This window comes from Streptomyces sp. NPDC002463 (genome assembly GCF_042889835.1).
Lineage (GTDB): Bacteria > Actinomycetota > Actinomycetes > Streptomycetales > Streptomycetaceae > Streptomyces > Streptomyces nymphaeiformis.
Window position 1 is genome coordinate 227,860 of sequence record NZ_JBIARL010000011.1, and the last position, 16,292, is coordinate 244,151.

The 16,292-nt window shown below is 72.4% G+C and carries 16 protein-coding genes; 2 read left to right on the plus strand and 14 right to left on the minus strand.

What is annotated here, in order from left to right:
• Positions 1-50 precede the first annotated feature (50 nt).
• From ACFYX3_RS23385 to ACFYX3_RS23400, 4 genes are all read right to left on the minus strand, one after another.
• Positions 51-920 carry an alpha/beta hydrolase gene (locus ACFYX3_RS23385; RefSeq protein ID WP_376581922.1) on the minus strand — a complete coding sequence of 290 codons (870 nt, stop codon included), beginning with the start codon at positions 918-920 and terminating at the stop codon, positions 51-53.
• Between the two features lie 98 nt (positions 921-1,018).
• The gene (gene kynU, locus ACFYX3_RS23390) at positions 1,019-2,215 is read right to left on the minus strand and encodes a kynureninase (RefSeq protein ID WP_389016441.1); all 1,197 of its coding nucleotides are present in this window, start codon (positions 2,213-2,215) and stop codon (positions 1,019-1,021) included.
• Complete coding sequence (locus ACFYX3_RS23395; RefSeq protein ID WP_116160197.1) at positions 2,208-3,059, minus strand: tryptophan 2,3-dioxygenase family protein; 852 nt, start codon at positions 3,057-3,059, stop codon at positions 2,208-2,210. Before ACFYX3_RS23395 ends, kynU begins: the two co-directional genes overlap by 8 nt.
• A gap of 119 nt (positions 3,060-3,178) precedes the next feature.
• Positions 3,179-3,955 (minus strand): DUF3152 domain-containing protein, encoded by a 777-nt coding sequence (locus ACFYX3_RS23400; protein ID WP_389016444.1) that lies wholly within the window; start codon positions 3,953-3,955, stop codon positions 3,179-3,181.
• 168 nt (positions 3,956-4,123) lie between these two features.
• On the opposite strand from ACFYX3_RS23400, the gene ACFYX3_RS23405 reads away from it, so the two are divergent.
• Positions 4,124-4,540, plus strand: a complete 417-nt coding sequence (locus ACFYX3_RS23405) for a DUF3151 domain-containing protein (protein WP_389016447.1) — start codon at positions 4,124-4,126, stop codon at positions 4,538-4,540.
• A 51-nt stretch (positions 4,541-4,591) separates the two neighbouring features.
• On the opposite strand, the gene ACFYX3_RS23410 is transcribed toward ACFYX3_RS23405, so the two are convergent.
• The 10 genes from ACFYX3_RS23410 to ACFYX3_RS23455 all read right to left on the minus strand — a co-directional run bounded on the left by ACFYX3_RS23410 (position 4,592) and on the right by ACFYX3_RS23455 (position 14,856).
• Entirely contained in the window at positions 4,592-6,064 is a 1,473-nt protein-coding gene (locus ACFYX3_RS23410) for an MFS transporter (RefSeq protein WP_389016450.1), read from the minus strand.
• 82 nt (positions 6,065-6,146) lie between these two features.
• Entirely contained in the window at positions 6,147-8,123 is a 1,977-nt protein-coding gene (locus ACFYX3_RS23415; RefSeq protein WP_389016453.1) for a YncE family protein, read from the minus strand.
• A gap of 189 nt (positions 8,124-8,312) precedes the next feature.
• Positions 8,313-9,335 (minus strand): class II fructose-bisphosphate aldolase, encoded by a 1,023-nt coding sequence (gene fbaA / locus ACFYX3_RS23420; protein ID WP_389016456.1) that lies wholly within the window; start codon positions 9,333-9,335, stop codon positions 8,313-8,315.
• Between the two features lie 242 nt (positions 9,336-9,577).
• Positions 9,578-10,126, minus strand: a complete 549-nt coding sequence (gene pyrE / locus ACFYX3_RS23425; protein WP_376581935.1) for an orotate phosphoribosyltransferase — start codon at positions 10,124-10,126, stop codon at positions 9,578-9,580.
• A 10-nt stretch (positions 10,127-10,136) separates the two neighbouring features.
• A complete protein-coding gene (locus tag ACFYX3_RS23430; RefSeq protein ID WP_389016709.1) occupies positions 10,137-10,955 on the minus strand; it encodes an aldose 1-epimerase in 819 nt (272 codons plus the stop codon).
• Positions 10,956-10,990: 35 nt separating this feature from the next.
• Complete coding sequence (locus ACFYX3_RS23435) at positions 10,991-11,809, minus strand: SRPBCC family protein (protein ID WP_389016461.1); 819 nt, start codon at positions 11,807-11,809, stop codon at positions 10,991-10,993.
• Between the two features lie 59 nt (positions 11,810-11,868).
• Positions 11,869-13,587: a spermidine synthase gene (locus ACFYX3_RS23440; protein ID WP_389016464.1), complete on the minus strand. Its 1,719-nt coding sequence runs from the start codon at positions 13,585-13,587 to the stop codon at positions 11,869-11,871.
• Positions 13,588-13,662: 75 nt separating this feature from the next.
• A complete protein-coding gene (locus ACFYX3_RS23445) occupies positions 13,663-14,181 on the minus strand; it encodes a DUF2617 family protein (protein ID WP_116160188.1) in 519 nt (172 codons plus the stop codon).
• A gap of 218 nt (positions 14,182-14,399) precedes the next feature.
• On the minus strand, positions 14,400-14,615 hold the full coding sequence (locus ACFYX3_RS23450) for a hypothetical protein (RefSeq protein WP_389016467.1): 216 nt from the start codon (positions 14,613-14,615) through the stop codon (positions 14,400-14,402).
• A 52-nt stretch (positions 14,616-14,667) separates the two neighbouring features.
• Entirely contained in the window at positions 14,668-14,856 is a 189-nt protein-coding gene (locus ACFYX3_RS23455) for a hypothetical protein (protein WP_389016470.1), read from the minus strand.
• Between the two features lie 181 nt (positions 14,857-15,037).
• On the opposite strand from ACFYX3_RS23455, the gene ACFYX3_RS23460 reads away from it, so the two are divergent.
• Complete coding sequence (locus ACFYX3_RS23460; RefSeq protein WP_389016473.1) at positions 15,038-16,216, plus strand: pyridoxal phosphate-dependent aminotransferase; 1,179 nt, start codon at positions 15,038-15,040, stop codon at positions 16,214-16,216.
• Positions 16,217-16,292: the final 76 nt, after the last annotated feature.

Here is a 16,292-nt window from a genome sequence, read left to right on the forward strand (position 1 = left end):
CGGAAACTCCGAGGAATCCGGTGTTCCGGTTCTGGCGTTCACTCCGCCGCTCACCAGGCCAGCTGGGCGATCTCCTCCGCCACCACCGCGCACGCGTCCGCCGCCGGGTCGATCAGCGGGAAGTGGCCGATGCCCTCCAGGAGCGTCAGGCCGACCTCCTCCCCCGCCTTCGACGCCGCCTCCGCGTACGCCTCGGCCACCGCGTACGGCACGACGATGTCCTCGCGGCCCTGGACGACCGTGGTCGCGATGCCGGTCGGGAGGAGGACGGACGGGTCCGTCGCGGCCGCACGTGCCGCGTACTCCGCCTCGCCGCCGAGGAGTTCCGTGACCGCGCCGCCGCACACCCCGAGCTCCACCGCCCGCCCGAAGTGGGAGATCGGGGCGAGCGCGACGACCCCGCGCAGCTCCGGCGGATCCGGCAGGCGCCACGGGGAGCCGGCGGGCAGGACGTGCCGGGCGGCGGCCCACAGCGCGAGGTGGCCGCCCGCCGAATGGCCGGTGAGGACGGTCCGCCGCGGGTCGGCCTGCGGAAGGTGCGCGGAGGCCAGCTCCGGTACGGCGTCGAGCGCCGCCGCCACGTCGTCGAAGGTCTCCGGCCAGCGCCCGGCGACCGGGGCCGTACCGCCCTGATGGGGGATGCCGGGCCCGCGCCGGTACTCGACGCTGGCCACGGCGAAGCCCCGGCGGGCCAGGAAGTCCACGAACGGGGTCAGATGCTGCCGGTCGTACGGTGCCCGCCAGGCTCCGCCGTGCAGGGCGACGACGAGCGGGGCCCGGGTGCGGCCGTCACGCGGCGCGTAGAAGTCGACCACCTGGTCCGGGTGGTCGCCGTACGCGGCGGTGGCGTCCGGGGCGACGGCCGGGTGCGAGAAGGCCGACGCCTCTTCGGCGGCATCGCGCGCGGCGGGGTCCGGCATGCTGTTCCAACCTCTCGGGTACGCGGCCGAATTGGCCTGACCTGCGGGGACGGTACCAGCACCGGAACCCCCGCAGATCAGGCGATCATCCGACGAGATCAGGCCTGCCGAAGAACCTCCGCGAGGGTCCTCGCCGCCCGCTCCGCGTCCGCGAAGCCCACGTACAGCGGCGTGAAGCCGAACCGCAGGATGTCCGGACGGCGCAGGTCCCCGACGACCCCGCGCTTGATCAGCTCCGCCATGACGGCGTGCGCGTCCGCGCAGCGCAGGGCCACCTGGCTGCCGCGCTCGCCGTGCGCCCCGGGGGTCACGGAGGTGACGCGGCCCTCGGGGACGTACGCCTCGACGCACTCCAGGAAGAAGTCCGTCAGCGCGAGCGACTTGGCGCGCACGTCCTCGACCGCGACCCCGTCCCAGACGTCGAGGGCCGCTTCGAGCGCCAGCATGGAGAGGATGTCGGGTGTGCCGACCCGGCCCCGGAGCGCACCGGACGCCGCCTCGTAGCCGGGGGTCATGCCGAACGGGTCGGCGTGCGAGTTCCAGCCGGGCAGCGGCGAGTCGAAGGCGGCCTGGTGCCGCTCGGCGACGTACAGGTACGCGGGCGAACCGGGGCCGCCGTTCAGGTACTTGTAGGTGCAGCCGACGGCCAGGTCGACCCCGTGCTCGTCCAGGCCGACGGGCAGGGCGCCCGCGCTGTGGCACAGGTCCCAGACGGCGAGCGCGCCCGCCGCGTGGAGCGCGGCGGTGAGCCCGGGCAGGTCCTGGAGGCGGCCCGTGCGGTAGTCGACGTGGTTGACGAGCGCGAGGGCCGTCCGGTCGCTCACCGCGGCCGCCATGTCTGCCGGATCGCAGGCCACGACGGCGTGACCCGTCATCCGCGCCGCGGACTGCGCGATGTACCCGTCCGTGGGAAAGGTCGTCGCGTCGACGAGGATCTCGTCCCGGTCGTCACCGTTCAGCCGGGCGGCCGCGACGACCGCCTTGAAGACGTTCACGCTGGTCGAGTCGCCGACCACGATCTGCCCGGGGGCGGCGCCGACGATCGGGGCGATCCGGTCTCCGATCCGCTCCGGCGCGGTCCACCAGCCGGACTCGTCCCAGGAGCGGATGCGGAGCTCGCCCCACTCGCGGGCGATGACGTCGGCCATGCGGGCCGGGACGTGCGCGGGAAGGGCGCCCAGCGAGTTGCCGTCGAGGTAGACGGTCTCCTCGTCCAGGGCGAACTTCGCACGGTGCCCGGCCAGTCCGTCGGCGGCGTCGAGACGCGCGGCCTTCTCCTCGTACGACTCAGACATGGCTGCGGGCCGTCCAGAGCTCGGGGAACACGTTCTTCTGGGCCCGCTTCTCCAGCCAGGCCACCCCGGCGGAGCCGCCGGTGCCGGTCTTCGCGCCCATCGCGCGCCGGGTCGCCACCAGGTGGTCGTTGCGCCAGCGCCAGATCAGTTCGGCGACGTCGCTGAGGGCCTCGCCGAGCCGGACGAGCTCGCCGTTCTGGTCGGCGTCCGCGTAGATCCCGGCCCAGACCGCCTCGACCTCGGGCGAGGGCTCGTACCGCTGCGCCAGGTCGCGGCCGAGGACCTCCTGCGGTACGGGCAGGCCGCGCCGGGCGAGGAACGCGAGGACCTCGTCGTACAGGCTCGGCTCCTGGAGCGCCTTCTCCAGCTCGGCGTGGACGCGGGGCGCGCCCCGGTGCGGGACCAGCATGGACGCGGACTTCTCGCCGAGCAGGAACTCCATCCGCCGGTACATGGCCGACTGGAACCCGGAGCCCTCGCCGAGCGCCGCCCGGTAGGCGTTGAACTGGCCGGGGGTGAGCTGGGCGAGCGGACGCCAGGAGTGGTTGAGCGCCTCCAGCTCGCGCACGGAGCGCTTGAGCGCGTCCATCGCCACGGGGACCCGGTCCTCGCGCAGGGCCCGGCTGGCGGTCTCCCACTCGTGGACGATCACCGTGAACCACAGCTCCATGACCTGGGTGGTGACCAGGAAGACCATCTCGCCGGGGTCGTCCGAGCGCAGGTGCTGGAGGTGGGTGAGGACGTCCGCCTGGACGTAGTCCTCGTACGGCGTCGTGCCCGCGAAGTCGAGGTTCGGGTCGTCGACGACCGAGCCGGCTCCGGAGGCATCGGGAAAGGCTGACATTTCTGTCTCCTCGATACGTGCTACCGGGTAGCGGTCCGCTCCACCGCGTGCGCGCTGCCGCGCCACGGGAGCTCCGGTCCCCTCGGGAGGCGTGCTTCTTCGCGCGCGTCCCAAGCGCATCATGACACGATCGGGCCCGTGATGTAGCTCCCCTCTTCGTCATACGGAAAAGCGTTCGATCGACAGCCGTTCAGGCCCTTGATCTGCTGCATCATCGCGGGCGCGAGCCTGCCCGGACCCGGGCAGCCCATGTGCGAACGGATGCCGATCTCGTGCCCGACCTCGTGGTTGATGATCAGGTGCCGGTACTCGGCCGGCGCCCCCGCGAAGGTCGGCGAGCCGAGCATCCACCGCTTGAGGTTCACCACGACCCCGTCGGTCGTCTCGCAGTTCAGCTCGCCGTGGGTGCGCAGGCCCTGCCGGGCGCAGAGCGCGTCGGCGGTGTCCGGGGTGGCGATCCGTATGACGAAGTCGGCGTTCTCCGAGACCAGCTGGAAACGGCCCCTGCCGTGCGCGGCCCAGCTGCGCGGATGGTCCAGGATCCGCTGGATCTCGGCGGCCGTGTCGCGGGCCGAGAGGTCGACGCCGTCCTCGACCTGGACCTGGTAGCGGCGCAGGACGCCGCTGTGGCCGACGGGCTCGCCGGAGGCGCGGGCGGTGGTGAAGGTGCCGGCACCGGACTGCGGGACGGTGGTCCTCTTCCGCGTGGGCTCGGGGCTCGGCTTCTTCTTGGGAGCCGGCTTCGGCGGCGGCTTCGGCTTCGGTGACGGCGTCCGTGTTCGCGTCGGCGTCGGTTCCGCCGTCGTCGGCCGGGGGCTCGGGGCGGCCGCCGTCCCCTCCCCGGCCTTGCTCTCCAGGTGCGCGAGAGTGGCTCCGGCGCCGAGCGAGACCGTCACCAGAGCGAGGACCGGCAGGACGAGACGGGTCCCCGACCTGCGTTTCTTCTGTAACCCCCGCCGTCCTGCACGTACGGCACGTTTCCCCACGACAGACTCCCCCCTGGGTTCTGCGATTCCGGGGATCGTACCCGCCGTCCGTTCGCCGCCGGGTGGCAGACTGCGCGCATGGACATTCACCAGAACCTGCTGAGCGGGCCGAACCCGACCTACCTGCCGGAGAACGAGGAGGCGAACCGCCTGCTCGCCGAGGCGAAGCCGGCCGTCGAGGTCGCCGCCGCGCACCCCACCTTCTCCCTGGCCTGGGCCCTGCTCGCCGACGAGGCCTGGGAGGCGGGCCGCGTGGTCGAGTCGTACGCCTACGCCCGCACCGGCTACCACCGGGGTCTCGACGCGCTGCGCCGCGCGGGCTGGAAGGGCCACGGCCCCATCCCCTGGGAGCACGAGGCCAACCGCGGCTTCCTGCGCTGCCTGGCCGCGCTCGCCCGCGCCGCCGAGGCGATCGGTGAGCAGGAGGAGGCGGAGCGCTGCGGACAGTTCCTGAAGGACAGCAGCGCGGAGGCGTACGCCGAGCTGTCGAAGTAACGACGGACGGCGCCGCGGGGACCCGCGGCCATGGGCCCTCGGGCCCGCAGGTCAAGGCCCCTCGGACCGAGGGGCCGCGTCCCGCTCCCCCGGGTCCAGGGGCGGGGCCTGCACCCCGCAGTGGACCTTGCACTCCGGGTGGCAGTCCGCCGCCGCGGCCGGGGTCCTCATCGTCGTCCAGGCGATGGCAGCGCCGACCACCAGGATCCCCGCGCACATCGGCATCGCCCGCCGGAACGTCGACGCGAACTCGTCCGCCGAGCGGTACGCCTCCGGGCCCATCCCGGCGAGCAGCGGCAGGGCGGCCACCGCGATCAGGCCGGCAGCGCGGGCGGCCGCGTTGTTGACGCCGCTCGCGAGGCCCGCCCGGGAGACGTCCACCGAGGCGAGGACGGTCGCGGTCAGCGGGGCGACCAGGGCCGTCATGCCGAGCCCGAGGACGAGCATCGCCGGCAGGACATCCCGTACGTACGAGGCGTCCTCCCCGACCCTCAGCATCAGCAGCATCCCGGCGGCGCAAAGCAGCGGCCCCACCGTGAGCGGGATCCGGGGCCCGATCTTCTCCCCCAGCTCCCCGGACCTCGCCGAGAGCAGCAGCATGAGCACGGTCGTCGGCAGCAGGGCCATGCCGGCGCCGAGCGCCGAGTAGCCGGCGACCACCTGGAGCTGGAGGGCCGCCAGGAAGAAGAAGCCGCCGAACGCCGCGTACACGCACAGGGTGACCAGGTTGACCGCGGTGAACGTCTTCGACCGGAAGATCGACGGAGGCACCATCGCCTGCTCCCCGCGCCGCCGCTCCACCAGCACGAACCCGGCCCCGACCGCCACGCCGGCGACCCCGGCCCACCAGGCGGCGGCGATCAGTGCGTACGTGACGAGTGCGAGCGCCGCCGCGCCCAGGAACGCGCCGAGCACGTCGAAGCGGCCGTGCGCGGTCTCGTCCCGCGACTCCGGCACGTGCCGGAGGGCGACCGGCACGCAGACGGCGGCGAGCGGCACGTTCAGCAGGAAGACCCACCGCCAGCCGGGCCCGTCCACCAGCCAGCCGCCCACGAACGGCCCGATCGCCGCGCCGACACCGCCGAAGCCCGACCAGAGCCCGACGGCCCGCGCCCGGTCGTCCGGGTGGAAGCTCGCCTGGATCAGCGCGAGGGAGCCGGGCGTGAGCAACGCCCCGCCCACGCCCTGGAGGGCGCGGGCGGCGATCAGCACCCCGGCGTTCGGGGCGAGCCCGCAGAGCAGCGAGGCCGCCGCGAACCAGGCCACACCGATCACGAAGACCCGGCGCCGCCCGTACCGGTCGCCGAGCGAGCCGCCGAGCAGGATCAGCCCGGCCAGGGTCAGCATGTAGGCGTTGACCGTCCACTGCAGGGCGCCGAGGTCGGCGCCCAGGTCCTCGCCGATGTGCGGCAGGGCGATGTTGACGACGGTCGAGTCGAGCAGCGCCATCCCGGACCCGAGGACGGTCGTGAACAGAACCCACCGGCCGGTCCCCGAGGCCATCCGCACGTCCCGCACGTCCATGCCTGACATGGTCCCGCGAACGCCGAAGCCCCGCCCACCGGAATCCGAGGAAACGGCGGACGGGGCAGCGGTGGCCGACGGGTCAGCGGGTGAAGTTGAGGTACTTCCACGCGCCGTAGACCGTGGTGTTCACGTTGTCGCCGGACGTGCCGTCCACGTACGCCGTGCGGACGCGGGCGCGGATTCCGGCCGCTCCGTCGCCGTCGAACGCGATGTACGCCATGCCGCCGCTGTTCAGCGGGACGTAGTCCTCGGCGCCGTAGCGCCAGGCGCCGTCGTACCAGACCTGGAGCTCGTACTTGGTCTTGCGGCCCGGGTACGGGTTGTTCCACGCGGTGACCAGCGGGTCGGTGGTCTGGTGGAACGTCTGGTACCAGATGGTGCCGATCTTCGACCACTTGTAGTGCCGGGACAGCGCGGTCGTCAGACCGGCCCGGGTGTACACGGTGGATCCGACGTGGGCCCTGCCGGAGCGCGTGTCACCGGCGAAGTCCGCGGTCACCCAGGTGTCGCGGGTCATCCTCATGGTCACCGACAGCTTGCCCGCCGAGTCGACCGTGCCGCGCTTGAGCAGCCGCTTGGGCTCCGACCCGTACGGGTCCGCCCAGATCTCCACCACCCGGTTCCGGTACGTCCAGCCGAGGGAGGCCGTGTACGTCACGTTGGTGCCGTAGGCGACCGTGCGGCGGTTCTGGTCCAGCTTCAGGTACGTCGGGAAGGGCGACACCTGCACGACGGCCGTCCTCGTGGAGTACGCGTGCCGGGCGTCGCCCATGTACGCCACCTTGTACGAGACCTTCCCGGCCGCGGGCGGGGTGTCCGGGAACGAGAACGTGCCGTTCGACGCGATCGCCCGCGTGCCGAGCGCCTTGCCGGCCGGGTTCTCGGCGTCGTACCGGGTCACGGTGAGCGGAGTACCGGCCGGCAGCCGCAGCGTGGAGGCGACCGAGCCGGAGACGGTGAGGGGCTTGTTGATCGGCGCGGTGGCCGGGGCCTTCACCGTCACGGAGACGGTGTGGAGCTTCGGCGACGTGTAGACCCGGAGCGAGTACGCCGACTGGCCCGGCTCCTGCACCGGCACGAAGAGCCGGGTGCTGTCGGGCGCCCACTCGATCCCGCCGTACGCGATCGCGCCGTACGCCGACCAGGCCTTCGTGTCCCGGACGCTCGGCGGGGTCGCGGAGCCGCCCGCGAAGACGAAGATGTCGCCGACGTCGTCACTGTCCCACGTCTCGCCGGCCACGGTGCCGTCCGGGGCGACGGCCACCTTCTCCGCGTCCCCGGACACCGGGAAGTGCTCCTGCTCGGAGAGGTCGGTCAGGCTGAGCCGGGTGAGCGAGGTGACCCGGTCCGCCGCGACGACGCTCTTGCCGTCGGGAGCGATCTCGATGTCCTTCACGAACCCCTGGCGCAGGGTGGACGTGCGGACGACCGGCGTGCCCGACCCGGTGTCGTACACGACGATCGGGCCCGAGCTGATGGTGCCGTCGGCGGCGACGAGCGCGTCCGGCGCCGCCGGGTCGGTGCGGAGCGTGGGCGGACTCGACCAGTCGGCGCCCGTCGTGAGCGCCAGGGCCACGGTCGGCGTGGCCGTGGTCAAATCGACGGACCCCAGATCCGAGTCCCAGTTCTCGCCGTAGCCGAACCAGAGCCGGCCGGCGGCGGCCGCGACGGTGGAGGGCTTGGTGCCCTCGCCCGTGGGGTACTCGGCGGTGACGGTCTGCTGCGCCGTGTCGATGGCGACGATCTTGTCCGCGTTCTGCACCGCCGCGTACAGCGTGGCCGAGTCGGCGGAGAGGTCGAGGTCGCGGACGTAGGGCAGGTTGCCGACGGTCTTGACGAGGTGGCCCCCGAAGTCGGTGACGACGACGCGGTTGTTGTACGTGTCGCTGAAGAACAGGCGCTGGTGGGCGCCGTCGACGACCATGTCGCCGACCGATCCGACGTTCAGCGGGACGACCGAGTCGGCCGCGGCCGGCGTCACCGTACCGGTGACGATCGCCGCCGAGCCGAACAGGACCGCGAGCGAGGTCGCGGCAGAGAGAGTGCGCTTGCGCACGGTGAAGAGACCCCCCAGAAACCATGGTCTCCGGCCCTCAGAGCGGGGCACGGTGCACGAAGACTAGGGCACGCCACCGACGCCGGTCCTCCCGGTATCGGTGTCCCGTCAGGTGCGGCGCGGCCTCCTGTCGACGGAAACCCGACGGGCCCGGCACCTCGGGAGGTGCCGGGCCCGTCGTTCAGGCGCTTACTTCAGCTTCGTGCCGGTCGAGCGCAGCGCGGCGCACGCCTCGGTCACGCGGACGGCCATGCCGGCCTCGGCCAGCTTGCCCCAGGTGCGCGGGTCGTAGGTGGACTTCTTGCCGACCTCGCCGTCGACCTTCAGGACACCGTCGTAGTTGCGGAACATGTGGTCCACGACCGGGCGGGTGAAGGCGTACTGGGTGTCGGTGTCGAGGTTCATCTTCACGACGCCGTTCTCCAGCGCGGTGGCGATCTCCTCGGCCGTCGAGCCCGAGCCGCCGTGGAAGACGAAGTCGAACGGGTCGGCCTTGCCGAACTTCGCCGCGACGCCCGCCTGGAGGTCCTTGAGGAGCTCGGGGCGGAGCACGACGTTGCCCGGCTTGTAGACGCCGTGCACGTTGCCGAAGGACGCGGCGAGCAGGTAGCGGCCCTTCTCGCCCAGGCCGAGGGCCTCGGCGGTGCGGATGGCGTCCTCGACGGTGGTGTACAGCTCGTCGTTGATCTCGTGGCTGACACCGTCCTCCTCGCCGCCGGTCGGGGTGATCTCGACCTCAAGGATGATCTTGGCGGCGGCGGCCTTCGCGAGCAGCTCCTGGCCGATGGCCAGGTTGTCGGCGAGGGTCTCGGCGGAGCCGTCCCACATGTGCGACTGGAACAGCGGGTTCTCGCCACGGGCGACGCGCTCGGCGGAGATGTCGAGCAGCGGACGGACGTAGCCGTCCAGCTTGTCCTTCGGGCAGTGGTCGGTGTGGAGGGCGACCGTGATGTCGTACTTCGCGGCGACGATGTGCGCGAACTCGGCCAGGGCAACGGCGCCCGTGACCATGTCCTTGTTGTACTGACCGCCCAGGAACTCGGCACCGCCGGTCGAGATCTGGATGATGCCGTCGCTCTCGGCCTCCGCGAAACCGCGCAGCGCAGCGTGCAGGGTCTGGGACGAGGTCACGTTGATGGCCGGGTAGGCGAACTTGCCTGCCTTCGCCCGGTCGAGCATCTCGTTGTAGACCTCGGGGGTTGCGATGGGCATTCGTCCGCTCCTTGTGATGTGCGGGGTGTGTGCGTTGCTGTCCCTGACCTAGGGGCGACGTCATCGTCGCGGCCCATCTTTCCAGACTCTTGTGCGGGCTCCCACGGGCGTGACATGCCGAGGGGCGGGGTGTTTCACGTGAAACACCCCGCCCCTCGATAAAAACGCAGGTCAGGACCGGTTTGCCGGGAAGCAGGAACCTAAGTCACGACTTCGCGGCGGTTACGCCGGGCCCCCGGCGGTCACGCCAGGCCCAGCTCGTCCAGCGCGTAGGCGTAGAGGTACGGAACGCCCGCCGTGCCGCTGATCTTCTCGCCGGCACCGGTGGCGCGGTCCACGATCGTGGCGACCGCGACCACCTCGGCACCGGCCGCACGCGCCGCCTCGACGGCGGTCAGCGGCGAACCGCCGGTGGTGGAGGTGTCCTCGACGATGAGGACGCGACGGCCCTTGATGTCCGGACCCTCGACCTGACGCTGCATCCCGTGGGCCTTGGCGGCCTTGCGGACGACGAAGGCGTCGAGGCGCTCGCCCCTCGCGGCGGCGGCATGCAGCATCGCCGTCGCGACGGGGTCGGCGCCCAGCGTCAGACCGCCGACCGCGTCGAAGTCGAGGTCCTTGGTCAGTTCGAGCATGACCTGACCGACCAGCGGCGATGCCGCGCCGTCCAGCGTGATCCGGCGCAGGTCCACGTAATAGTCGGCTTCCAGACCCGAGGAGAGGGTCACCTTGCCGTGCACCACGGCCTTGTCCTTGATCTGCTGGAGCAGCTCAGCGCGTACGTCAGTCATGCCCCTGAGCTTAAAGCCGCCGCCAGGTCCAGACGCTCTCGACCTCCAGGGGGTCGATCGGGGTGACCAGGCGCGGGAGGGTGTTGAGGCCGTTCGGCGGGCCGGACTGCGGCTCGACGCAGACGGCTTCCTCCTGCTCGTCGTAGATCACGACCCACTCGGCGCGGCTCGCGACCTTCAGCTCCAGCTCCTCCGGCCAGGTGAGGGTGACGTCGACGCCGTCGGGCATGCCGAAGCAGTCGTCCCAGGTGCCGGGAATGGGGTATCCCCTGCTCGAACGAAGTTGAGAGCTTGGGGAAGGGTCGATGCGGCGGCCGGTGGGGAGGTGGTTCTCCCCGCGCTCCTCCTGCCAGGCGGGCCTGAAGTCGACCCGTACGTCCTGACCGCCCAGGTTGCGCAGGAACCAGGGGTGCCAGCCGGCCTGCGCCGGGAACGAGTCGTCGTAGGCCTCGACGCCGAAGCGCAGGGTGAGGGAGTCCTCGGTCAGCTCGAAGATCTGCGTGACCCTGCCCCGGTACGGCCAGGGGTCGCCGAGCTCGCAGGTGAAGACGGCCTCGGTCTCCGAGGTCCTGGCGGTCTTCCAGGCGCGGTCGCGGACGGTGCCGTGGATGGCGTGCGGGGCGGCGTTGACCGGCAGCTGGTGCGTGGTGGCGCCGTTGCGGAAACGGCCGTTCTCGGTCCGCCCGCACCAGGGCACCATCGGGAAGCTTCCGAAGCGCTCGCCCTGGCGCAGCAGCTCGGTGCCGCCGATGCGCAGGCTTTCGATCCGGCAGCCGTGGTCGGGGTTGATGGTCAACTCGGCGTCGCCCGCCGTCAGTCGCGTCTGCATGCTCACGTCCTGACCCTAGCCCCGATGAGATCGTTTCAGCGGCGGCGGCGCAGGGCCCGGCCGACGACGACGGCCGAGGCGAGCGCGAGGGCAGCGGCGGGCGCGATCCAGCGCAGGGTGGCGCCGGCGCTCGTCGTCTCGGGTGCGGGGACGGGGGCGTACCGGCCGCGCGGCGGGGCGTGGTCGACCTCCTCGGCGCTCCGCCCGATCATGGTCCGGCGGGCGTGGGCGGCCTCGGCGGCGGGCTGCGGGGCGGGGAAGTCGATGGGGGTGCCGGTGAAGTCCTCGTCGAGGAGCGGGTCGAGGGAGGCGGGCGGCAGGGGCGCGTCGAAGACGGCGCTCCGGGCGGACGGCTCCTCCACCCCGTCGTCGACGCCGTCGTCGTCGGTGGCCTCCTCGGAGACCTCCTCCGGAACCGCGTCCGGCTCCTCCGAGAGCGCGGCCAGGGCCTCCACGAACTTGTCGAGGAGCTTGGCTCCGGCCGTGGAGCGCGCCTCGTCCGTCACGTCGGCGAGCCGGCCGACGGCCGTGAGGGCTCCGGTGAAGCTGAGGCTGGTCCCCTCGGCCACCGGAGTGAGGACGACGGTCAGGGACAGCTCGGCGGAGCCCTTGCCCCGGACCTCGGTGCCCTCCCCCTCGTAGGTGATGGCGCCGTCCCGCTCGACGACCCTGAGGGCGCCCCGGTAGGTGATGGTGTTGCCGCCGACCCGTACCTTCAGGCGGCCCGTGAGGGGGCCCGCCTCCGCGTCGGCGTCGCGCTGGAGGCCGGGCACGCAGCGCACCACGCGGGCGGGGTCCGTGAGCGTCGCGCGCAGGGACTCGGCCGGGACGGGAACGAACACCTCATGCTCCATGGAAGCCGAGCCTACTCAGGCGGGGGCGCGGCGTCGCCTGTTTGCGCCCGGCAGACGGGTCAGGCGCCGTACCGGGGGTGCACCAGGGTCGAGGGCGGGGGGTCGTCGGCGCCGCGGGTCCGTTCGGCGCGGCGCGCCGCGGCCTCCAGGGTCCCGGTGGTGAGCGAGCGCAGCCGGGGCGCGTCGGGGGCGAGGCCGAGGGCGGGCGGCCGGCCGCCCCGTACGGCGAGGAGGAAGCCCCAGTCCCCCGGGCCCCGCCCCGTACCGCTGGCGCGGTCGGCGCGGTCGGGTCCGGCGGCGAAGCCGGGGGTGCGGCCGGACGCGCTGTACGGGCGGGTCGCGAAGCCGGCGGCGCGCAGGGTGGCGTCGACGGTCCAGTAGGTGCGGGGCCGGTCGGTGGCCGATCCGGCGTGCACGGCGAACCGTCCGGTGGCGGTCAGCACGCGGGCCACGAGGCCGTAGAACTCCTCCGAGTAGAGCTTGGTGCTGGGGGTGATCCCGGGGTCGGGCAGATCGGAGATCACCACGTCGTACCGTTCCTGCAGACGATCGGCGGCGCCCCTCAGCCAGTTGAAGGCGTCCGCGTAGACCACGTGGACGCGCGGGTCGCGGAAGGCCTGTGCGTTGAGCGCGGCGAGCGCCGGGTCCGTACGGGCGAGGCGGACGACCCCCGGGTCGAGCTCGACGACGGTGACGGAGCGGACCCCGGCGTAGCGCAGGACCTCGCGGGCGGCCATCCCGTCGCCGCCGCCGACGATCAGGACGCGGGCGTGCTCGCCGTCCATCGCGGGGTGGACGAGCGCCTCGTGGTAGCGGTACTCGTCGCGGCCGGCGACCCGCAGGCGCCCGTCGAGGAACAGGTCGGGCGGCTCCGCGCGGCCCCCGGTCACCACGACCTCCTGGAGGTCGGTGCGGACGGCCACCCGCACCCGCTCCCCGTACACGGCGCGGCGCGCGGCCTGTTCGAAGTCGTCGACGAGGACGGTCGCGGTGGCGAGGACGGTCAGGACGCACAGGTTCACGGCGACGAGCAGGGCCCGGGAGCGGCGGGTGAGGTCGTGGCGGAAGACCCAGAGGACGAGGCCGCCGCCCGCGACCGCGTTGATCGCGCCGGTGACGAGCGCGCCGGTGAGCTGGCCGAGCCAGGGCAGCAGCAGGAAGGGGAAGGCGAGGCCGCCGACGAGCGCGCCGACGTAGTCGGCGGCGAAGAGGTCGGCCACCGTCCCCGCGGCGTCGTCCTGCTCGCCGAGCGAGGCCTGCCGTCCGGCCCGGCGCGTCCCGGAGCACGCCTCCCCCGGGGAAGCGCGCCCGGGAGCTCGCCCCGCGCCCTGTATGAGCGACATCAGGAGGGGGATCTCGGCGCCGATGAGCACGCCGATGGCGAGCGAGAACGCCACGAGCACGTATCGCGATTCGCCGAGCCAGGCGAAGGCCGCGTACAGCACCATCGCCGAGCAGCCGCCGATCAGCGCGAGGCCGGACTCGAGCAGGCCGAAGCCGACGGCGGCGCGGCAGCGCAGCCCCTTGGCGAGGAGCGAGCCGACACCCATCGCGAAGACCATCACGGAGAGCACGACGGAGGCCTGGGTGACCGAGTCGCCGATCAAGTACGAGGCGAGGGCGACCAGTTCGAGCTCGTAGACCAGGCCGCAGGCGGCGCAGACGAACACGACCACGAGGACCGGGAACCGCACCGCCTCACGCGGCGGCCGCACGGACCGCCGCGGGGGCGGCCGGCGCACCCTCGTGGGTGGCATGGTCACGGTCGGCTCGATCATGCCCGTAACGCTACGTCACGATTGTCGCACCCCATGTCACCCACACGAGTGCACATGGGGCTCCGAGAGGGCGCATCAGAGCGTTGCGGGCATACGTGCGCCGATGCGGGTCCTGGTCACCACCAGCTGCCCTTCCTGCGGGTAGGCGTGCCAGGTGCGCCAGCGCACCTGGCCCTCGTGGCGCTGGGCCAGCATCGCCGTGAAGGCGTGCGGGGAGCCGGGAAAGGTCCCCGCGAGTCCGTTGGGGTGGTCGGCGACGAGCGCGAGCAACTCCTGCGCGCGGCCCGCGAAGGCGCCCGGCGTGAGCGTCTCGACGCGCGCCCCGAACTCGTACTCCCATGCGCCGACGCGCTTGGAGACGCCGAGCGGGAGCGGGGTGCTGCTGCCCGGCATGCAGGCCACGGTCTCCGAGCAGTGGCGCCCCTCCTCGTCCAGGAGGACCTGATGGGAGGCGCCGAGCAGCCTCAACTGGAGCTTGGCGCCGGAGAGTTCGAGATCGAGCACGGCGAGCGCGGGCAGCGGCTCGCGCCCGAGGGCCCAGGCCAGGTCTGCCGCACGCGTATCGGTGTAGGAGGTCTTCAGGGTGGTGAGCATGGGTCGGCTCCGCAAACACGGTTTGACGGGTGGGCCGGGGGCGCCCCGGAGAAGGATTTCTACGGGAGTGGGGAATCGCCGGCTCGGGTCCACACACGGTCCGAGGGCTGTCTCTGTCAGGAGCGAGAGAACCACGGACGCCGGGCGACTCGCAGCGTTTTTACCCAACTTGCCGTGTTTTCCAACCCCTTCGGGGACCCAGCAGTTCACTTGTTCAATCAGCTGCCGCCACCACAGCCACCACCGCAGCCGGACCCGCAGCCGCCGCCCGACCCGCAGGAGCTTCCGCCGCCGCAGCCGCCACCGCTGCCCCCGTCGGCCCAGCTGCCACCCCTGCGCCCGCCCCGGCGCTTCTTGCCTCCGGCCGTCTTCCGGCGGCCGGAGAACAGGCCGATCACGACCAGCGCGAAGACGATGAAGATCACGAATTCCATGAGTACTGCCCCCGTTCTTCTGTGCGAGGGGGATGCCCGGTCCGACACCCCGTCAAAGCCGACTTGAGCGAGTCCAGAGCTTCAGCTGCACGAGGAGCTGGAGCAGGAGGACGAGGAGCAGGAGGAGCTCGAACACGAGGAGCTCGAACACGAGGAACCGGAGCAGGAGAACGACGAGGACGAGGAGCACGAGGACGACGAGGAGGAGGACGAGGAGCCCGAGGACGGCGCCCCGGCCCACCAGCTGTCACCACCGCGACTCACGCGCTTCGTCCCGCTCATCCCGCTCGCGACGAGCCACACCCCGAACGCGAGCACGGCCGCGATACCGAGGATGAAGAATGCGATGTTCATGCCAGGGCGATCCCCGCCCGGGACACCCGTCAAAGCGCACTTGAGCAAGTCCAGAGCTTGGCTCCAGGATGGCCGTCATGACACGACCGCTGCTCAATCGCCGCCTCGCCGAGTTCGGGACGACGATCTTCGCCGAGATGTCCGCGCTCGCCGCCAGGACCGGGTCGATCAACCTCGGCCAGGGCTTCCCCGACACCGACGGCCCGGAAGAGATCCGGGAGGCCGCGGTCCGCGCGCTGCGGGACGGCCGCGGCAACCAGTACCCGCCCGGCCCCGGCGTCCCCGAGCTGCGGTCGGCGATCGCCGACCACCAGCGGGAGCGCTACGGCCTCGCGTACGACCCCGACACCGAGGTCCTCGTCACGGCCGGCGCCACCGAGGCGATCGCGGCTGCCCTCCTCGCCCTCGTCGAGCCGGGCGACGAGGTGATCGCCCTGGAGCCGTACTACGACTCGTACGCGGCGTGCATCGCGATGGCCGGCGGCACCCGCGTCCCCGTCACCCTCCGCCCCCACGAGGGTGCCTACGTCCTCGACCTCGACGAGCTGCGGGCCGCCGTCACCGACCGGACCCGGCTGATCCTGCTCAACACCCCGCACAACCCCACCGGCACGGTCCTCACCCGGGCCGAACTGACCGCCGTCGCCGAGCTGGCGGCCGAGCGGGACCTCCTCGTCGTCACGGACGAGGTGTACGAGCACCTGGTCTTCGACGGGGCCGAGCACCTGCCGATCGCGAGCCTCCCCGGCATGCGGGAGCGCACGGTCACCATCGGTTCGAGCGGGAAGACGTTCTCGTTCACCGGCTGGAAGGTCGGCTGGGTCACCGCGAGCCCCGAGCTGACCTCCGCCGTCCGCTCGGCCAAGCAGTTCCTCACGTACGTCTCCTCGGGGCCCTTCCAGTACGCGATCGCCGAGGCCCTGCGCCTCCCGGCCGCCTACTTCGACGGCCTCCGCGCCGACCTGAGCGCCAAGCGGGACCTGCTGAGCGAGGGCCTCGCGCAGGCGGGCTTCGAGGTCTACCGCCCGGCCGGCACCTACTTCGTCACCACCGACATCCGCCCCCTCGGCGCCACCGACGGCTTCGACTTCTGCCGCTCCCTGCCGGAGCGCGCCGGCGTCGTCGCCATCCCCAACGCCGTCTTCTACGACCACCGCGAGGCCGGCGCCCCCTTCGTCCGCTTCGCCTTCTGCAAGAAGACCGAGGTCCTGGAGGAGGCCGTCTCGCGCCTGAAGCGGCTGGCCTGAGACACGGGCGGCCGTTCGGCCGGGTGGGGGGTGGGTGCCCCCACCCGCGCGCGCCCTCCGGGAGCCGGGACGATCG